Origin of the sequence: Rhizobium sp. ZW T2_16 (genome assembly GCF_044987325.1) — a bacterium.
Classification (GTDB): domain Bacteria; phylum Pseudomonadota; class Alphaproteobacteria; order Rhizobiales; family Rhizobiaceae; genus Neorhizobium; species Neorhizobium cellulosilyticum.
The window spans coordinates 109222-127544 of sequence record NZ_JBJDRG010000004.1; the positions used below are offsets into that span (position 1 = coordinate 109222).

The following is an 18323-nucleotide window of genomic DNA, read 5'->3' on the forward strand; positions in this document are numbered from 1 at the left end:
GCAGGGTCACGGCGACGTTGCCATCTCATCCAGCGGCACGACCATCGGATCACCGGTCACCGGATCGTCGATAACGATTGCCGCAAGCCCGAAAACCGCTTTGACAAGCTCTGCGGTCATGACGCTGCGCGGATTTCCTTCCGCGACAATGGTTCCGTCGCGCATGGCAACGATGTGATCCGCATAACGGCAGGCCTGGTTGAGATCGTGCAGAACCGCAACGACCGTATTCCCCTGCCGCCGGTTCAGATCGCGCAGAAGATTGAGAAGTTCGATCTGGTGGGCAATGTCGAGAAAGGTCGTCGGCTCGTCGAGCAGAAGAAGCGGCGTTTCCTGTGCCAGCACCATGGCGATCCACACACGCTGGCGCTGCCCGCCGGAAAGCTCGTCAACGGCGCGCTCGGCAAGCTCCTCGACCCGTGCGGTACGCATCGCCCATGAGACCGCGTCTTCGTCCGCCTGGCTCCAGCGCTGCAGAAAAGACTGGTGCGGATACCGGCCGCGAGCAACGAGATCGGCAACCGTGATCCCGTCAGGCGCGACCGAACTCTGCGGCAGAAGACCGAGCGTGCGGGCGACATGGCGAGCCGGGATGCGTTCGATCTCTTTGCCGTCAAGCACGACATGACCGGCATCCGGCCGGATGATCCGGGCGAGCGCTCTTAAAAGCGTGGACTTGCCGCAGGCATTGGGGCCGACAATGACGGTGAAGAGACCGTCCGGAACCTTGAAACGCAGATCGCGCGAAATGGTCCGGTCGCCATAAACCAACGTGACGTCTCGGGCTTCAAGCCTGCTATCCGAGCCAATGAGGGTGGTTCTGGAAACGGACTCGATCATAAAACTTCCATCCTTCAGTCGGTCGCTTGTGGCTGAACGGTGGAAGCATCGTCAACCAATATCTCTCTTCTCGGAGCATCCGGCATGTTCAAGGGGGCGGCCATGGCGGTCACCGCTGCATCGTGATCTGAAACTTAAGAACGGTCAGCCGCAAGCGATAAAGTATGGCGTCTGACATGAACACAGACTGGTTGGCTTATGCAAATGTGGATGCGGTCAGCCGGCCGCGAAAATCTCGCAGGTGCGGCCGGCAAGGCACCTAGCATAGGCAAGAACACACACAACTGGTGTAACTTCATTGCAATGTTTGGCGTATAGCGTCGAGAGATGCTGAGGGACAGAATTCAAAAGTTATTCTTTATAGCAATGTTAGGCTTGGCGGTGCTGGTCTATCTGGTTGCCAATCCTTTGCGTGCGGAAGAACCTTCAAAAATTGTTAGCTCCTGCTGGACCTCGAGCGGATTATCGAGCGACATGGTCGAACTTGCAGGATCGCTTGAGCATTGGATTTGCGGGGATCAGACCTATTCGCTCGAGGGCGAAAGGGTGGTTCTGCGCTTCGAAATCGGGCCCGACGATACGCTTCCCCGCTATCTGTTCTCCAGGAGAAGCGCACTTCAGGCCGTTCATCTGTTGGTGATCGACCGGGATGGCGCGACACGCCAGAGTTCATTTTCCTCAGGTGACCTGTCGAATTCCCTTCGTGGCGGGTATTTCAAGGCATCGTTGCCTGAAGTCACGCGCAACACGCAACACGTCATAGCTGCATTTGATCTGCCAAGCCATCGGATGACGCTGGAGCGAGCGTATCTGTCACAATCCGACCTCCCGTTGAGTGGCAATCTTCTACGATCATTTCTGCTTCTTGCCATCCTTGCCGGCATGCTTTCCATGCCGCTCATTTTCAACGCTGCTTTCTACAGGATCTTGAACGAGCCTTTTGTATTGTGGCATTCCACGCTGACCATCTCGCTTCTGCTGACGATATTGGTCTCGTCTGGACTTGCAGCGGTTCTCTTCGACCTGCCGGCGATGACGCTAAGCTGGATGACGACGATCATTTTCGGTTTTACGGTGGCATCCGGGGCTATGTTTACGCATAGTTTCATCGAACCCGGACGTATGCATCCCATCCTGCGCCGAGCGTTGCTTTATTGCGCAGGCTGGGCAATGTTGCTGAGCATCTCTCACGCTGCATTTCCTTTCGTAGCGCGCCCTATTCAGTCGACGCTCTATACGGCGGCTTTTGCGCCGATTCTCGTCATTTTCTTACTGTCAGTTGCCGACGCCTTGATGCGAGGCAGCCGTGCCGCCAAATTCCAGGCGCTTGGCTACATACCCGTGATCTTGGCCGGATCGGTGCGGCTGGTTACCGGTATCACTCCTTGGCTGGAGAGCAATGATGCCATGCTGCTCTTCTATATGGGATGCGCATGCGAGGTTTTGTTCACCACCTTGGGGGTTGCCGATCGCTTCATGGCGATCCGGCGCCAGAGAGACAGCGCACGCTTCGAGGCGGATGTCTTCGAGCGCCTGTCGGAATCCGACGCACTGACGGGGCTGCTCAACCGAAGGGCAATAGAACAGAATTTCGAAACGTATCGTGCCGAGGGATATCGCGCGCTTGCCGTACTTGATCTCGACCATTTCAAGAAAATCAACGACGTTTACGGTCATGGGATCGGCGACGAGGTTCTGAAAGCGGTGGCCGAGACCCTGCAGGCCGACCCTCAGATTCGTGCATTTCGTCTGGGCGGCGAGGAGTTCGTGCTTCTCGTACGCGGTGAAGACGCCCAGCTACGGGCGGAACGTCGGCGCCAGGCAATTACTGCCGCAGTCGCAACTGCGCTACCGGAACTTGGGCAAGCGGTCACCGCCAGCATGGGCATGACAAACTCCCGACCAGATGAAGATGCGGGCTTCGCCGAGCTTTACAAGCAGGCCGACAGATTACTTTACGACGCCAAACTCGCTGGCCGAAATCGAACAAAACTCATTCTGGTGCAAGGCGCCTAGACCTGCCCCGATCACCTGAACCACTCGTCCAACAAATCAGACATTCGAATATGCCACTGCTCTCTGCCTGATACTGAGAGGGCAGGCGTGAGGCCGACAGTTCATCGGCATGGATTAGGTTGTTCCTTGAAGCCTGAGTTTCTGCTCGCTTGATGAACCTGCGCGATAGCTGCACCCACAGTGCCGGGCAAAGAGCTTTGTCAAAATTCGGAAGCGCGAACGGATATGCAACAGGACTTGCCCCACGTGCTGCAGTCCGTCGAGAGGTGATCCACTATCTATAAACGCAACAAACCCGATCGAAGGCTTCTCCAGCCCCGAGACAATTCAGGCCGAAACTAGCCGAAGCCAATACTAAGGCGACGTTGCATAGCCCGAAATATGCGACAAAACGTCAACATTTTGATCCACACGCGCTTGGATCCATCTCAATGACGCAGGCAACCGGTTGATAATATAACGTTTTCTAGAAATCTCTCTTGTCATTACGTTTGCTAATTACAGTGATCCAATAAATTCAATTCTTTAAACGTCACATCTCTGCCACAAAGTTTTCAGGCGCTTCCTTCGAAGTGAAAAGCAAATTCAGATCAGTTTTTTTTGAGGCAATCTCGACATGGATTGCACTCGATCATTTGTGCTTATCAGAAACAAAAGGAGCCCTTTCTGAGGAAATACATTTCAAATTCAAAAGTAAACGCTTCCTAATTTTAGCGTTACTTGGGAGAGAGCAGATATGCTAGCTATTCTTGGATTAGTGACAATCCTTGTTCTGTTGACAGTTATATTGACGAACAAGCTGTCACCATTGGTTGCCCTCATCGTGATCCCGATCATCGCATCGCTGATTGGTGGGTTCGGTGCAGAAACAGCAACATTCATCGTCAGTGGCGTCAAAAACATCGCGCCGACGGCAGCCATGTTTGTCTTTGCGATCGTTTTCTTCGGTGTCTTGACTGACGCCGGCATGATGGACCCGATCATCGACCGCATTCTGAAAGCCGTCGGGTTAAAGCCGACCCGCATCGTCGTCGGCTCGGCATTGCTCGCCCTGATCATCCATCTCGACGGTTCCGGCGCGGTCACCTTCCTCATCACCATTCCAGCCATGCTGCCTCTCTACGACCGTCTGGGCATGCAACGCCGAATTCTGGCACTCGTCGTGGCTCTGGCTGCCGGTGTCAACTTCCTGCCCTGGACAGGTCCGGTTCTGCGCGCTTCGGCTGCACTGAATGTTCCGGTATCGTCGATCTTCACACCGCTCTTTGTCGTGCAGATTGTTGGTCTGGTATTCGTCTTCGCCACAGCCTGGTACATGGGTAAGCGCGAGGAACGTCGCCTTGGCCTTGGTGCTGGCGCCACGGTTGCTGCAACCGGCGAAGGTTCGGAAGGCGCCTACAAGCGCGAACTCACCGATGCCGAAAAGGAAATCCGTCGTCCTCATCTCTTCTGGGTCAACATTCTTCTGGCGCTTGCGATCCTCGGTACGATGATCTCGGGTTATGTCGATGCCGCTCCGATGTTCATGATCGGTACCGTGCTTGCCCTGATGATCAACTATCCCAAGGTCAAGGACCAGAAGGCTCGCGTCGATGCCCATGCAAAAGCCGCGCTGATGATGGCCTCCATCCTCTTCGCCGCTGGCGCCTTCACCGGCATCATGGGCGGTACAGGCATGATCAAGGCGATGGCCGCAGCCGGCGCAACCTACGTCCCGGCGGACCATGCACAGGCCATTCCCTTCATCACCGGTATCCTGTCGATGCCGCTCAGCCTGCTGTTCGACCCCGACTCCTACTACTTCGGTGTCATGCCGGTTCTGGCAAATGTCTATCACAGCTTCGGCGGTGACCCGATCCACGTCGCCCAGGCCTCCATTCTCGGCCAGATGACCACCGGCTTCCCCGTCAGCCCGCTGACGCCCGCCACCTTCCTGATCATGGGCCTTACCGGCGTCAGCCTCGGTGAACACCAGAAACTGGCAATTCCATTCCTCTTCGCTGCCACGGTCCTGATGACCATTACCGCAGTGATCCTGGGTGTCATCCCATCCCCGTTCGGATGAGCCGCGCCCACCTGATTTGAAATAAGGAGTTACAATAATGCGTACTATTCGCATCGGATCCGGAGCCGGATATTCCGGCGATCGCATCGAGCCGGCGGTGGAACTCGCCGAAAAAGGCAACATCAACTACCTCGTTTTCGAATGCCTGGCAGAGCGCACCATCGCGATCGCCCAGAACGCCAAGCTGAACGACCCGACAAAGGGTTATGACCCGCTGCTGGTCGAACGTTTCGAGGCCGTGCTGCCGATCTGCAAGAAGAACGGCATCAAGATCATCACCAATATGGGCGCTGCAAATCCGCAGGCCGGCGCTGCCAAGGTTCGCGAAATTGCCGCCCGTCTGGGTCTCGGCAAGCTCAAGATCGCAGCAATCTCCGGGGATGATGTCGTCGAAGCCCTCAAGGTCAGCGACACCAATATTCTTGAAACCGGCGCTCCGGCTTCCAGCATGGCCAGCGTGCTCGTCTCCGCCAACGCCTATGTGGGTGCCGCCCCCATGGTCGAGGCACTTGCCAACGGTGCCGATGTCATCATCACCGGTCGCGTCGCCGATCCGTCGATGTTCCTAGCCCCGCAGATCCATGAATTCGGCTGGTCGCAGGACGATTGGGACAAGATCGGCAAGGGCACGGCCGTCGGCCACCTCTTGGAATGCGGCGGTCAGGTCACCGGCGGTTATTACGCCGAACCCGGCAAGAAGGACGTTGCCGACCTCGCACGCCTCGGCTTCCCGATCGCGGAAGTTTCCGAAGACGGCGCGATCGTCATCACCAAAGTCGAGGGTTCGGGTGGCAAGGTCACCGAGCACACCTGCAAGGAACAGATCCTCTATGAGGTTCATGATCCCAAGACCTACCTGACGCCGGATGTGACTGCCGACTTCTCGCAGATCACCTTTACCGAAATAGCTCCCAACCGCATCAAGGTCGGTGGCGTAACCGGTCGTGCCCGCACTGACACCTTCAAGGTTTCGGTCGGCTATAACGACGGCTACATGGGCGAAGGCCAGATTTCCTATGCTGGTCCCGGTGCGCTGGCGCGTGCCCAGCTGGCTCTCGATATCGTCAGGGAAAGGCTCAAGATCACCGGCGTCAAGGCCAACGAGCTGCGCTTCGATCTGATCGGCGTCAACTCGATCCACGCTGACGTTCTGGCCCCTGCTCCTGAACCGACCGAGGTTCGTGTCCGTGTCACCGGCCGTTGCGACAGCATGAAGGAAGCCGTGCGCATCGGCAATGAAGTCGAGACACTCTACACCAATGGCCCTGCCAGCGGTGGTGGCGCCACGAAATCGGCCAAGCAGGTGGTTGCGATGCTTTCCGCGCTTTTCCCGCGCGACAAGGTCGTTCCCGTCATCGAATATCTGGAGGCTTAAGGCTATGGAACTCTTCGACATCGCCCATTCCCGCACCGGCGACAAGGGCAACATCTCCAACATCTCCGTCATCGTCTATGACCAGAAGGACTACGAACGGGTCCGCGAATACGTCACGCCCGAACGGGTCAGGGCGCATTTCAAGGGCATCGTCAACGGCGACGTCGTTCGTTACGAAATCCCGACGCTCGGCGCACTCAACTTCGTCATGCAGGATGCTCTCGGCGGCGGCGTAACTCGCTCGCTTGCCCTTGATGCACACGGTAAATGCCTGGCCTCCGCGCTTCTCGCGATGGACATTCCGGCCAAGAACTAAGGCGCCAAAGGTGCGGGCAGCCTGAACTCTTGCGGGCTGCCCCGCCTCCCCCGAAGAGGAAAGATCCATGTCAAAAGTAAGTAGCGTCGCAGCTGCAGTCGAGCAGATCCCGGATGGCGCGGTATTGATGATCGGCGGTTTCATGGGCGCGGGCACCCCGCCACTGCTGATCGACGAACTGGTCCGCCAGGGCAAAAAGAACCTGACCGTGATCGCCAATGATACGGCCCGCCCCGGTGTCGGCATCGGCAAGCTGATCGATGCCGGTCTGGTGAAGAAGGTGATTGCCAGCCATATCGGCACCAACCCGCAGACCCAGAAACTGATGATCGCGGGCGAACTCGAGGTCGATCTCGTTCCGCAAGGGACGCTGGCCGAGCGCGTGCGTGCCGGCGGTTCCGGACTTGGCGGCGTGTTGACGCCAACGGGTGTCGGCACAACGGCAGGCGAGGGCAAAAAGACCGTCGAACTGAACGGCACGACCTATCTGGTGGAGGAGGCCATCAAGGCCGATATCGCGCTGATCTCCGCCCGTAGCGCCGACTATTCCGGCAACCTGCGTTATTCGCTGACATCGCGTAACTTCAACCCGCTGATGGCGCTGGCCGCTGAGCTGGTGATTGCCGAACCGAACGAGATCGTCCCCATCGGCTGCATCGAGCCCGATGCCGTTGTTACCCCGCATGTGCTTGTCGACGTGATCGTCGCGAAGGGAGCCGAGAAATGAACGAGAAAGAAATCATCGCCCGGCGCGTCGCGCTGGAACTGAAGCGCGGCGATCTTGTCAATCTCGGGATCGGCCTGCCGACCATGGTTGCAAACTACCTGCCCTCCGATGCTGGCATCTCCTTCCAGTCGGAAAACGGCATTATCGGCATGAGCGCCCTGCCTGATCCGGGTCTTGCCGGAGCTGACCTCACCGATGCCGGCGGCTCTCCGATCGGTGCCCTACCCGGGGCCTGCGCCTTCGACAGCGCCTTGTCGTTCGCACTGATCCGCGGCGGCCATCTCGATGTGACGGTTCTCGGCGGATTGCAGGTGGATGAAGAAGGCCAGCTCGCCAACTGGATGGTGCCGGGCAAAATGGTGCCGGGCATGGGCGGCGCGATGGACCTCGTTTCGGGTGCCAAGCGTGTGATCGTTGCCATGACCCACACGGCCAAGGGCGCTCCGAAGATCATCAAGAAGTGCACGCTGCCCCTCACCTCCGTTCGCCGTGTCGATCTGGTCGTCACGGAAATGGCCGTGATCCAGCCGACCGAGGAAGGGCTTGTGCTTCTGGAAACTGCTCCCGGCGTGACAGTCGATCAGGTTGTCGCAGCGTCGGAAGCCACACTGTTAATACCGAAGGTTCCAGGCGTGATGGGCATCGCGGCCTGAACTATCGGTTTGCGGGAGGGGCGTATCCTCCTCCGTCGTCCCTCCCGCGTCATTCCGGCTCTCATCGAGCCACCGTAATGTCGAGGCGCGGATCTCCTGCGCCATCTTCTCTCTTTCGCTGCAGATGAAGGCCGGAAGGTCACGAATTCATGCGGCAGGATTGGAAAAACCATGACCAACATCGTAATTGTTTCTGCCGCCCGCACTGCGATCGGCAAGTTCATGGGTGGGCTTTCCACCCTTCCCGCAAGCCAGCTTGGCTCGATCGTCATCCGCGAAGCTCTCGAACGGGCCAAGCTTGAAGCCTCCGCCGTTTCCGATGTCGTGCTCGGCCATGTGCTGAGCGCCGGTCAGGGCCAGAACACCGCCCGCCAGGCAGCCGTTGCCGCAGGCATTCCGATGAGCGCCACGGCACTCACCATCAACCAGGTCTGCGGTTCGGGCCTGCGTGCGGTCGCACTCGGCGCCCAGTCGATCCTTGCCGGGGATGCCGATGTGGTGGTGGCCGGTGGCCAGGAAAACATGAGCCTTGCCCCGCATGCCGCCGTGTTGCGCACCGGCATCAAGATGGGCCCGGCCGAGTTCGTCGACACGATGATCCGCGATGGATTGTGGGATGCGTTCAACGACTACCACATGGGCATCACCGCCGAAAACGTAGCAGCCAAATATGCATTGACCCGTGAAGCACAGGATGCCTTTGCACTTGCCTCGCAGACCAAGGCTGCAGCCGCAATCGCCGAAGGCCGGTTCAAGTCAGAGATCGTGCCGGTGACGATCAAGGGCCGCAGGGGTGACATCATTGTCGATACCGACGAGAACCCGCGCGCCACGACGCTCGACGTTCTGGCCGGGCTCAAGCCCGCCTTCAAGAAGGACGGCACGGTGACGGCGGGCACTGCCTCTGGCCTCAACGACGGTGCTGCCGCCGTGGTGCTGATGCGCGAAGAGGAAGCTGCTCGCCGTGGTCTCACCCCGCTTGCCCGGATCGCCTCGTTTGCAACGATGGGTGTCGATGCGGCCATCATGGGCACCGGTCCTATCCCCGCCTCGCGCAAGGCGCTGGAACGGGCCGGCTGGACAATCAACGATCTCGATCTGATCGAGGCCAATGAGGCGTTTGCGGCACAGGCGCTATCGGTCAACCGCGATCTAGGCTGGGATCCGGCCAAGGTCAATGTCAATGGCGGCGCAATCGCCATCGGCCATCCGATCGGCGCTTCCGGTGCACGCGTCCTCGTCACGCTGCTGCATGCACTCAAAGCCCGCAACGCCAAGAAGGGTCTCGCAACGCTGTGCATCGGCGGCGGCATGGGCATCGCGCTTTGCGTCGAAGCGTTCTGAGACACCCCTGTGAAGCTTCGGCTTCGCAAAGGCGTGGGCATCTGGTGGGTGCCCACGCCTCGACAATTTTGGGGGAACGGGCTGTAGCCAAAGCTGGTCACGCAACCCGCAGCAATATTGAAATCGATATCAACAGGACAGGCGCGAGCGGCGACGGCCGTTGCGACGAGGAACCGTGCCTATACGGCACGCCCCGCCAGGGGATTACATGAATGGCCAAAGATCAGTCACACGTTCTCATCATCAATTGCGGCAGCTCGTCGCTGAAGTTCAGCCTGTTTGCCGGTGAAGGCCGTACGGCAGCCGTTTCAGGCCTTGCCGAAAATCTCGGACAGCCGGAAAGCTCACTGATCCTCAAGGAAAACGATGCGAAAGTGACGATCGCCCTTGATGGAGGCAGCCATGACGCAGCGCTGCGCCGACTGATGGACAGCCTGAAGGAACGCGATCTGCTGGACGCGATCGGTGCTGTCGGACACCGGATCGTGCATGGCGGCGAGCGTTTTACCAAGGCAATCCGCCTCGATACCAAAGTTCTCGACGAGATCGAGACCCTCTCCTATCTCGCTCCGCTGCATAATCCGGCAAACGTGCTTGGCGTGCGTGTCGCCATGGAAGTGCTCGGCTGGGTACCGCATGTGGCGGTGTTCGACACGTCCTTCCACATGACCATCCCGCAACCCGCGCATGCCTATGCCATTCCGCAGACCTATCGTGATGCCGGCGTCCGCCGTTACGGCTTCCACGGCACCAGCCACGGATTTGTGGCGAAGGAAGCCGTGGAACTGCTGGGCCTCGACCCCAGGGATCATGGCCTCGTGATTGCCCATCTCGGAAATGGTTCTTCGGCAACCGCAGTCGTGAACGGCGAAAGCGTCGATACGTCTATGGGTCTCACCCCGCTTGAAGGCCTCGTCATGGGCACACGTTCCGGCGACATCGATCCCGGCGCCATTTTCCACCTTGCCCAGCAGGATAAGCTCTCTATCGACGAACTCGACACGCTGCTCAACCGCGAGAGCGGCCTGCTTGGCCTTTCCGGCCTCTCCAACGATTGCCGGACGCTGGAAAGTGCTGCGGCTGGAGGTCATGAGGGTGCGATTCTTGCACTCGATGCAATGGTCCATCGCCTCGCCCGTTATATCGGCGGTCTTGCCACGTCCCTGCCCCGTCTCGACGCAGTCGTGTTTACCGGTGGCATCGGCGAAAACTCAGCCTTCGTACGCCGCAAGACGATCGCCCGGCTCAAGGTGCTCGGCATTGCGCTGGATGACGAAGCCAATGGCCAGATGTTCGGCGGACGTTGCGGCGTGATCAGCGCTTCCGGCAGCAGGACGGCTGCGGCCGTCATCGCCACCAACGAGGAATGGGCCATAGCAAACGAGGCCCGGCCCTATATAGGTAAGGCAAGTTGAGGCGGTCCGATCAAATTCCGAGGCGTCCGGTCCATACGAAGGGTTGCCGGGCGCCTCAAAATAGATTTTTCCCGGCATGGCCGGAACGGTCATGACAAATCGAAAGGCGATAGTTTCATGTCGGCACATCTCATTTTTCTCGCACCGCTGGCGCAACACGTCGACCTGAGCGCCGTAGCGCTCGGTTTCGTGCGAGCCCTGCAGCGTGACGGTCTGAAGGTCGGCTTCGTCAAGCCGATCGCTCAGCCGACGGCCAGTGAACATCCCGGCTCGCCGCTGAAGACGACCGAAGTCTCCACCTATTTTGCCCGCAGCCTGTGCCTGACGGAGGCCCCCGAGCCGATCGCATTTACCCATGCGGAAGATCTTTTGCGCAAGGGCGAACTCGATCTGTTGCTGGAAGAAGTCGCAACGATGACGGAAGCCCTGCGCGCCGATCATGACGTGGTTGTCGTCGAAGGCCTGATCCCGTTTACCGATCTGCAGATCGTTCCCAGGCTCAATGTCGAGATTGCTCGCAGCCTCGACGCCGAAGTGGTTCCGGTCGTCAGCGGTGTCGATGATGACAAGCGGCTGACCGATACGGTTGCGCTCGCCGAGCGTCAGTATATGCGCGACGCCGAGGGGCATTTTGCCGGCCTGCTCGTCAACAAGCTGCCTGAGAAAAGCCGGCGTGAGGCTCTGACGGCTGCATTTGCCAAAGCCGGAATGGAAACCAGCACCATCCTCGGCGCGATCCCGTACGAGCCGAATCTCAACACGCCACGCCTGTCCGACCTCGTCTCGTCGCTCGATCTGAGCGTCGTGCAGGGTTCCAAGCTCGATGCCGTGCGTGTCCGCGAGATCGTCGTCGGCGCCCGTTCGGTCGAGAAGATGATCGACCGCCTGCGTCCGGAAACCCTGGTCGTCATGCCCGGTGACCGCAGCGATATCGCGCTTGCCTCGGCGCTCGCCCATAGCCGTGGCGTGCCGCTTGCCGGCCTGCTTCTCACCTGCGGCGCACCGCTGGCAACCCCGGTCGCAGACCTGATGGCCTCGGTCGGCTCCAACATCCTGCCGATCCTGTCCACCCCCGACGATACCTATGCCACCGCCTCCCGCCTGGCGCATCTGAGCTACCATGTTAGCCAGGATGACAGCCAGCACATGGAAAAGGTCATCGATTTCGTCGCCGAACATATCGACACGACATCGCTGCGTGACCGGATCGGCACCTCGACCGAAGCCCGGCTTTCGCCGCCGCGCTTCCGCAACCACCTGATCGAGGGTGCACGCCGCGCCAACAAGCGCATCGTGCTGCCCGAGGGTGAAGAACCCCGCACGCTGCAGGCTGCCGTCATCTGCCACCAGAAGGGCATTGCCCGCTGCGTCCTGCTCGGCCGCCCCGATGCCATCCAGATGATCGCCAGGGCCAAGGACATCGAACTGCCCGCCGATCTCGAAATCCTCGACCCGGCCGCCGTGCGCGCCAACTATGTCGATGCCATGGTCGAGCTGCGCAAGTCCAAGGGCATGACGCCTCCCCAGGCAATGGCCCAGCTGGAAGACACGGTCGTTCTCGGCACGATGATGCTCGCCGTCGGTGAAGTCGACGGTCTGGTCTCCGGTGCGGTCCATACCACGGCAAGCACGGTACGCCCTGCCCTGCAGCTGATCAAGACGGAGCCGGGCCAGAGCATCGTCTCGTCGGTCTTTTTCATGCTGATGCCCGATCAGGTTCTGGTCTATGGCGACTGCGCCATCAACCCCAACCCGACGGCAGACCAGCTGGCGGAAATCGCCGTCCAGTCTTCCGACACGGCAAAAGCCTTCGGCATCGATCCGCGGGTGGCGATGATCTCCTATTCGACCGGCACGTCCGGCACCGGTGGCGATGTCGACAAGGTGCGCGAAGCAACCGAACTTGCAAAACAGCGCAAGCCGGACCTGCTGATCGACGGACCGATCCAGTATGATGCGGCAAGCGTCGAAAGCGTCGGCCGCTCGAAGGCGCCCGACAGCCCGGTCGCAGGCCGCGCCAATGTCTTCGTCTTCCCGGATCTCAACACCGGAAACACCACCTACAAGGCAGTGCAACGCTCTGCCGACGTCGTTTCCGTCGGCCCGATGCTGCAGGGCCTGCGCAAGCCGGTCAACGACCTGTCGCGCGGCGCGTTCGTCGACGATATCGTCTTCACCATCGCTCTCACCGCAATCCAGGCTGACCAGCAGACGGGTGGCGCGAAATAAGGCGTAGGGCACAGAAAAAGAACATCACGCCGGTTTCACATGCCGGCGTGATGAGCGCAGCCTCAACGAAATGCAAACAGATCCCAATGCCCGACTAGGCAGTCCGAGCTTTCCGCCTGCTGCAGCCGTGCCAGTCGCCAGTCGTTCACATCAGCTTCCTCAACAAGCCCTGTTTCAGCAGCGGCACTCGCAATGCCGAAAATGAATTGCCGCTGCAGCTCCGCATGTGCCTTATCAAGCCGCCACGGGCTGGGTGCCAAGGCGACCTGAAACCCCTGCTCCTCCAGCAACCTGCGCAGAACCGGCGTAGCGTCTGGGCCGAGTGCCGGACCGAAACCCTTATCTCGCCTTTGATGGACATTGAACGCCGCAACCACCTCATCATCCAACGGATGATGTTCGTCCCAGCGACAGACACCGTCATAATTCAGTGCGGCATAAAGGCCGATATTTGTCTGGGCGAGTTCTGAAACCAGCCGGGCCAGAAAGCTCTCCGAAACAAGATCGAAAAGAGCGGAGGCCGTCACAAGTCGCGCTTCGAAAAACAGGCTGTCAGCCGGGGCATCCAGATGTGCCTCCATACATTCAATCCGTGCGGACCCTGCATGCCGGCGTTTTGCCTCGATTAGCAACAGTGGATCATTATCGACCAGCCGCCAGCGCCAATGAAGAGCCTTAGGCAGAAAAGCCCTGAAGGTCGACCCTGTCCCGGCCCCCAGATCGACAACCAGCGTTTCTCCATGCACCGCAGCCAGATGATCGATCACCTGCTTTTGGAGGCCGTGATCCCGCGCCGCATGATCGGCAGCTTCCCGCAGGTCAAGCCAAGTCTTGTCGAAGCCGCTCATCCTATACCTTCCAAAAAATCGGAAAGAATTCTGGCGCTCGCCGGCCAATCCGGCAAATTCAGGCCCACGGCAAGCGAACCGGCAGCGTAGTCCCGCCGTTTCTGAGGTTCATCCAACATCGTCGCCAACGCCTCTGCAAACCCAGTGGCATCACCAGGTTCTACCAGAATGCCAGCGCGATCGGGGACTAAATCAGGTACCGCACCGCCATGGCAGCCGACGATCGGCAGGCCTCGCGCCATGGCTTCGGCAAACACCATGCCGAACCCCTCGTAGCGGCTCGCGAGCGCAAAAATGTCGGCCGCCGCATATTCGGCATCAACGTCATCAAGGGCACCCGTCACGGCAATCCTGTCGTTTAGGCCAAGTTCTGCAATCTGCCGGCGCAGGGCGGAGGCGGATTGGAGATCCATCCTGTCGCTACCGACGATACGGCATTGCCATGAACGATCTCGAAGTTTCGCCAGTGCCGCGACAAGCGTCTGATGATCCTTACGTGGCGTCAGCGAGCCGATGGAAAGGATCATCGGCGGTGCGCCGTCGATGCTGCCATGCGCCTGCTCGGAAGGTGCCGTCCCCGGTATGGCGATACAGATCGAACCCTGTCGAACGCCGAAATTGCAAGCCAAAATGCGGGCCGTCTCGGGACTTGTAACAACCACCCCGCGCACATGAGCCAGCGCATCAACTTCGCTTTGCCTGAGTTCTTCCGCTCGCTGTTGTGAAAGCCCGGTTTCCATCGCCAGCGGATGGTGTACGAGCGCGACGAGCTTCAGCCGCTCCGCCTCCCGCCTTGCAATATCGGGCATGGTGCCGAAGGCCAACCCATCGACAAGCACGAGGCTATTTTTCGCAAGACCGGCAAAGTGCCGTGCCGCCGTCTCAAGTTCGTCGCGGCCTGGAGCCGGAAATCCGTCCGGCAGTCTCATATGGTCGACTTGCCAGCCAAGCTTGCGCAATTCCGCGATCATTCGCCGATCATAACTGTAACCGCCACTGCGGGTCTCGATGTCTCCGGGAATGGCAAACACGAGATGCGGTGCTCCGGCTTCCTCATCCACACCGTTCAAATCGCGGCCTCATACCATGCGCGCGCCACATGGCTTTCGTGCAGCATGATCTTCAAGCGACAAATCCGCTTGCCGCCCGGCCCAAGCTCGCCCGCCTCAATGCGTCGACGCAGATCGTCGAAGATATGCTTGGCCAGCACTTCGGTGGTGGTCACCTTGCCGCGAAAGATATCCAGTTCATCGAGGTTCTTGTAGTTGAGCGGTGCCAAGGCGTCTTTGAGCACGACTGTCGCCAGCCCGATATCGACGCCAAGGCCGTTGTCATCGAGATCCTCCGTCATGAAGGCGGCGTCGACAACGAAAGTCGCGCCGTGCATGGCCTGGGCGGGACCGAAAACCTCGCGCGGCAGGCTATGGGCAATCATCATGTGGTCGCGCACTTCGACGGCAAACATCGTTCTTGGATTCTCCGGTTGTCAGGAATAGCGGATGCGGTGACACAACGTATTCGGATCGGCGAGGATCCGGATATAGCTTGCGGCGAGATCATCGAAAGCGGTCTCACCGGAAATGAGAGCATCAAGCCGGTCGTCCGCCAAGAGAGCGAGCGCTGTTTCAAGCCGCCGCGAAAGTGGCCAACGGGCTCGCCTTGCAGCCGGGACATGGCCAACCTGCGAGCCGACAATCGACAGGCGATGGCTGTGAAACCGTCCGCCGAGCGGTATATTGACCATGCCTTCACCAAACCAGGACATTTCGACGATCCTCGCCTCGAAGCCGGCGACAGAAATGGCGGTCGCAAGGCCTTCGGATGTCGCCGAAGCATGTATGACCACGTCGCTGTTGCAAGCAGACCCCTCAGCTTCGCCGGGCAGGGCGAAATGGCAACCGAAAGCGGTGGCAAGCGCCTCTCGCTCGGAGTTCACATCGATCAAGGTGACATCCGTCCCCGGTATTCTTGCCGAAAGATATGCGGCGAGAAGCCCAACAAGTCCGCCACCGACAATGGTTACCCTGTCGCCGGCAAGAATGTTCGCGTCCCAGATGCCGTTGAGAGCCGTTTCCATATTCGCGGCAAGAACGGCACGTGATGCCGGCACATCGGGCGGAACGGCTACAGCCATATCTGCCGGCACATGGAACAGGTCCTGATGCGGATGGAGACAGAAGACGGTTTGACCGGCAGGCGCCTCTGCGCCCGCCTTGACCGTGCCGACGACAGCGTAACCATATTTCACCGGAAACGGGAATTCACCATCCTGCAACGGGGCGCGCATGCAGTCGTGTTCACTCTCCGGCACCGATCCTTCGGCCACCAGAGCCTCCGTGCCTCTGCTGATGGCGCCAAAGCGGCTTTCGACAAGCAGCTCGCCCTCGGTGAGCGTTCCGATCATTGTCGGTTTCAGTTCTGCCTTCATTTTACCCGTCAGCCACAAGGCGCGCGATGTCGTCATGTATGGCTATCCACCAAAGCTTGGGATTGAACCGTCGTATCCCGATGGAAAGGTGCAGTCGCGCGGCGTCTCCAGCGACGGGCGGCATGCGGCACGAGCGGGCTCAAGATCCGCGGCATGCGCACTTCCTCGGGAACGGCGAACAGGCCGAAGCGCGTCGTCCAGCGGCCGAAACTCTTCGAGGCGGTCAGCATTGTGAACGGGATTGCCAGACAGAGACCGACAACCATAGGCAATGTCCACAGAAGAGCCGTTACTCCTGCTCCTGCAAGGAGAGCGGTTGCGAGCATAAAACCGATGACCGTTTGAAGTCCCATTGTCTTCAAGGCCGAAAGAAAGGAGACCCCAAGCCTGTCGCGGTTCTGACCGCTCCATGTGACACAGCGTCCGAACGGCAGGCCGAGCAGAAAGACTGACACGTAGACCGCGATGATCGGCGCCATCAGCATCGAGGCGAGAATTTCGATTATTGCCGACAAGCCGAACCGCAGCGGTCCGCCATAACGCCGCACCGCGCCTTTGGTCAGACACACATCGAGCATGCCGGCGAGTTTTGGGGCTACCGACATGAAGAAGATGACGGCAAAGAGACTAAGGCCCAACTGCAGATAGGCGGGATCGAACTCCCCAGAGATGGCTTTCCACGCGGCGGCAAAGGTTGCGACGATCCAGGCCGGCGGCGCGACATACATCAATATAGCCTGGAGAACCTGGAACCGGCTGAGCGTCTTCAGCCCGGGCTCGAACAGGAAACGCCAATATTGCATGTTTCCCTGGCACCAGCGCAGATCTCTCTTGGCGAAATCGGGAAATGTCGGCGGGTTGGCCTCGAAGCTCTGCGTCTCGACCGGCAGCACCCGAACTTCGTAACCACCGCGACGCATATAGGCGGCTTCCAACTGGTCATGGCTCAGCACATGCCCGCCGAGCGGCGGTGCGCCCGGCAGGACGGGCAGATGGCAGTGGGCTCTGAACGCTGTCGTGCGGATCAGAGCGTTATGGCCCCAATATGGGCCGCAATCGGCATTCCACCACGCCGCGCCCATGGTGAAAGCGCGCATGCCATGGCGCATGCCGAACTGGAACATCCGCGCGAACCCGCTGGTCGCCGGCATGCCGACCACAAGCGACTGAAGAATGCCGATCTCGGGCCGGGCCTCCATCGCCGCGACAAGGCGGATGATCGCATCGCCGGACATGACGCTGTCTGAATCGAGCGGCAGGAAGAAGTCGTAATCCTCGCCGTATTCATCGAGAAAGTCGTGAATGTTGCCGGCCTTGTAGCCGGTATTGACTTCACGCCGCCGGTAGACCGGGCGGTTTTCAGCGGGAAAAGCGACCGCGCCAACGAAGCATTCGAAGCCCATGGCCTCGGCTTTCGCAATAGCCTGGTCGGATGTGTCGCTCAAGACGAAGAACCGGAAATGCTGCGCGAGGCCCGTCGCCTTCAGGCTGTCGGACATCGCCTCCAACCGTGCCAGAGCCGGCAGCGGATCCTCGTTTCGCAGAAACAATGTCAGTGCGGTTCGCGACGAAAGGCTATTGGGGCGACCGCGCTCACCCTGCGGATAAAACGGATAGATACTGCGGGCAGGATTACCCGGCCCATGCTGAAGCATCAGTCCGATGATCGCATTCCAGAAGCCAAGCACGGTCCAGGGCATGGCCAGCAGAAAACCGAGCAACATGACGGCCTCGAACAGATCGATCCCGCCCGGTGAAAGGAGGCGGAACAGCCCATATCCCAGCGCTGCAATCGTTGCGAGATTGAGCACCAGCACAATCATCCGTCGCGTGCCGATCGGGAGCCCCGCATATCGAAAGGTGATTTCCGGCGTAGTTTCGCCGCGAGGCTTATGGCCACTCTCGAGACCGTCGCCAGGGACAGTTTCGGCGGTTTTCGGCCGACTGGTATGCAGATCCATTGAGGCATGCTTTCGGTGGGTGTCCGAAAGCTAAAAGTAGGAGCCGATTACGTTTCAACAAGCACGCACGCGTTCAAACGATCTGCCCCTACCGTCACGAACGGGT

General features: G+C 59.6%; 15 protein-coding genes. 9 read left to right on the forward strand and 6 right to left on the reverse strand.

Annotated features, from left to right (window positions below; genetic code table 11):
• Positions 1-6 precede the first annotated feature (6 nt).
• Positions 7-840, reverse strand: coding sequence for an ABC transporter ATP-binding protein (locus ACI3K0_RS13420; RefSeq protein WP_404945416.1), 834 nt, complete (start codon positions 838-840; stop codon positions 7-9).
• A gap of 366 nt (positions 841-1206) precedes the next feature.
• On the opposite strand from ACI3K0_RS13420, the gene ACI3K0_RS13425 reads away from it, so the two are divergent.
• The 9 genes from ACI3K0_RS13425 to pta all read left to right on the forward strand — a co-directional run bounded on the left by ACI3K0_RS13425 (position 1207) and on the right by pta (position 12980).
• Positions 1207-2856 (forward strand): diguanylate cyclase, encoded by a 1650-nt coding sequence (locus ACI3K0_RS13425; protein ID WP_404945523.1) that lies wholly within the window; start codon positions 1207-1209, stop codon positions 2854-2856.
• Positions 2857-3592: 736 nt separating this feature from the next.
• Positions 3593-4921 carry a CitMHS family transporter gene (locus ACI3K0_RS13430; protein ID WP_206827812.1) on the forward strand — a complete coding sequence of 443 codons (1329 nt, stop codon included), beginning with the start codon at positions 3593-3595 and terminating at the stop codon, positions 4919-4921.
• A 37-nt stretch (positions 4922-4958) separates the two neighbouring features.
• The gene (locus tag ACI3K0_RS13435; RefSeq protein ID WP_404945417.1) at positions 4959-6296 is read left to right on the forward strand and encodes an acyclic terpene utilization AtuA family protein; all 1338 of its coding nucleotides are present in this window, start codon (positions 4959-4961) and stop codon (positions 6294-6296) included.
• Between the two features lie 4 nt (positions 6297-6300).
• Positions 6301-6612: a hypothetical protein gene (locus ACI3K0_RS13440; RefSeq protein ID WP_404945418.1), complete on the forward strand. Its 312-nt coding sequence runs from the start codon at positions 6301-6303 to the stop codon at positions 6610-6612.
• A gap of 67 nt (positions 6613-6679) precedes the next feature.
• Complete coding sequence (locus tag ACI3K0_RS13445; protein ID WP_404945419.1) at positions 6680-7339, forward strand: CoA transferase subunit A; 660 nt, start codon at positions 6680-6682, stop codon at positions 7337-7339.
• A complete protein-coding gene (locus tag ACI3K0_RS13450) occupies positions 7336-7992 on the forward strand; it encodes a 3-oxoacid CoA-transferase subunit B (RefSeq protein ID WP_404945420.1) in 657 nt (218 codons plus the stop codon). The genes ACI3K0_RS13445 and ACI3K0_RS13450 overlap by 4 nt, the downstream gene beginning before the upstream one ends.
• 171 nt (positions 7993-8163) lie before the next feature.
• Positions 8164-9336 (forward strand): acetyl-CoA C-acetyltransferase, encoded by a 1173-nt coding sequence (locus ACI3K0_RS13455; protein WP_404945421.1) that lies wholly within the window; start codon positions 8164-8166, stop codon positions 9334-9336.
• Positions 9337-9548: 212 nt separating this feature from the next.
• Entirely contained in the window at positions 9549-10751 is a 1203-nt protein-coding gene (locus ACI3K0_RS13460; protein WP_404945422.1) for an acetate/propionate family kinase, read from the forward strand.
• Positions 10752-10868: 117 nt separating this feature from the next.
• Positions 10869-12980 (forward strand): phosphate acetyltransferase, encoded by a 2112-nt coding sequence (pta, locus tag ACI3K0_RS13465; protein WP_404945423.1) that lies wholly within the window; start codon positions 10869-10871, stop codon positions 12978-12980.
• 62 nt (positions 12981-13042) lie between these two features.
• On the opposite strand, the gene ACI3K0_RS13470 is transcribed toward pta, so the two are convergent.
• From ACI3K0_RS13470 to mdoH, 5 genes are read right to left on the reverse strand one after another with little or no spacing between them, the layout of a single operon-like run.
• Entirely contained in the window at positions 13043-13828 is a 786-nt protein-coding gene (locus ACI3K0_RS13470; RefSeq protein WP_404945424.1) for a methyltransferase type 11, read from the reverse strand.
• The gene (locus ACI3K0_RS13475; RefSeq protein ID WP_404945524.1) at positions 13825-14889 is read right to left on the reverse strand and encodes a glycosyltransferase family 4 protein; all 1065 of its coding nucleotides are present in this window, start codon (positions 14887-14889) and stop codon (positions 13825-13827) included. Before ACI3K0_RS13475 ends, ACI3K0_RS13470 begins: the two co-directional genes overlap by 4 nt.
• A 5-nt stretch (positions 14890-14894) precedes the next feature.
• Entirely contained in the window at positions 14895-15293 is a 399-nt protein-coding gene (locus tag ACI3K0_RS13480) for a 6-carboxytetrahydropterin synthase (RefSeq protein WP_183824914.1), read from the reverse strand.
• 21 nt (positions 15294-15314) lie between these two features.
• Entirely contained in the window at positions 15315-16292 is a 978-nt protein-coding gene (locus ACI3K0_RS13485; protein ID WP_404945425.1) for a zinc-binding alcohol dehydrogenase, read from the reverse strand.
• Entirely contained in the window at positions 16289-18217 is a 1929-nt protein-coding gene (gene mdoH / locus ACI3K0_RS13490; RefSeq protein ID WP_404945426.1) for a glucans biosynthesis glucosyltransferase MdoH, read from the reverse strand. Before mdoH ends, ACI3K0_RS13485 begins: the two co-directional genes overlap by 4 nt.
• Positions 18218-18323: the final 106 nt, after the last annotated feature.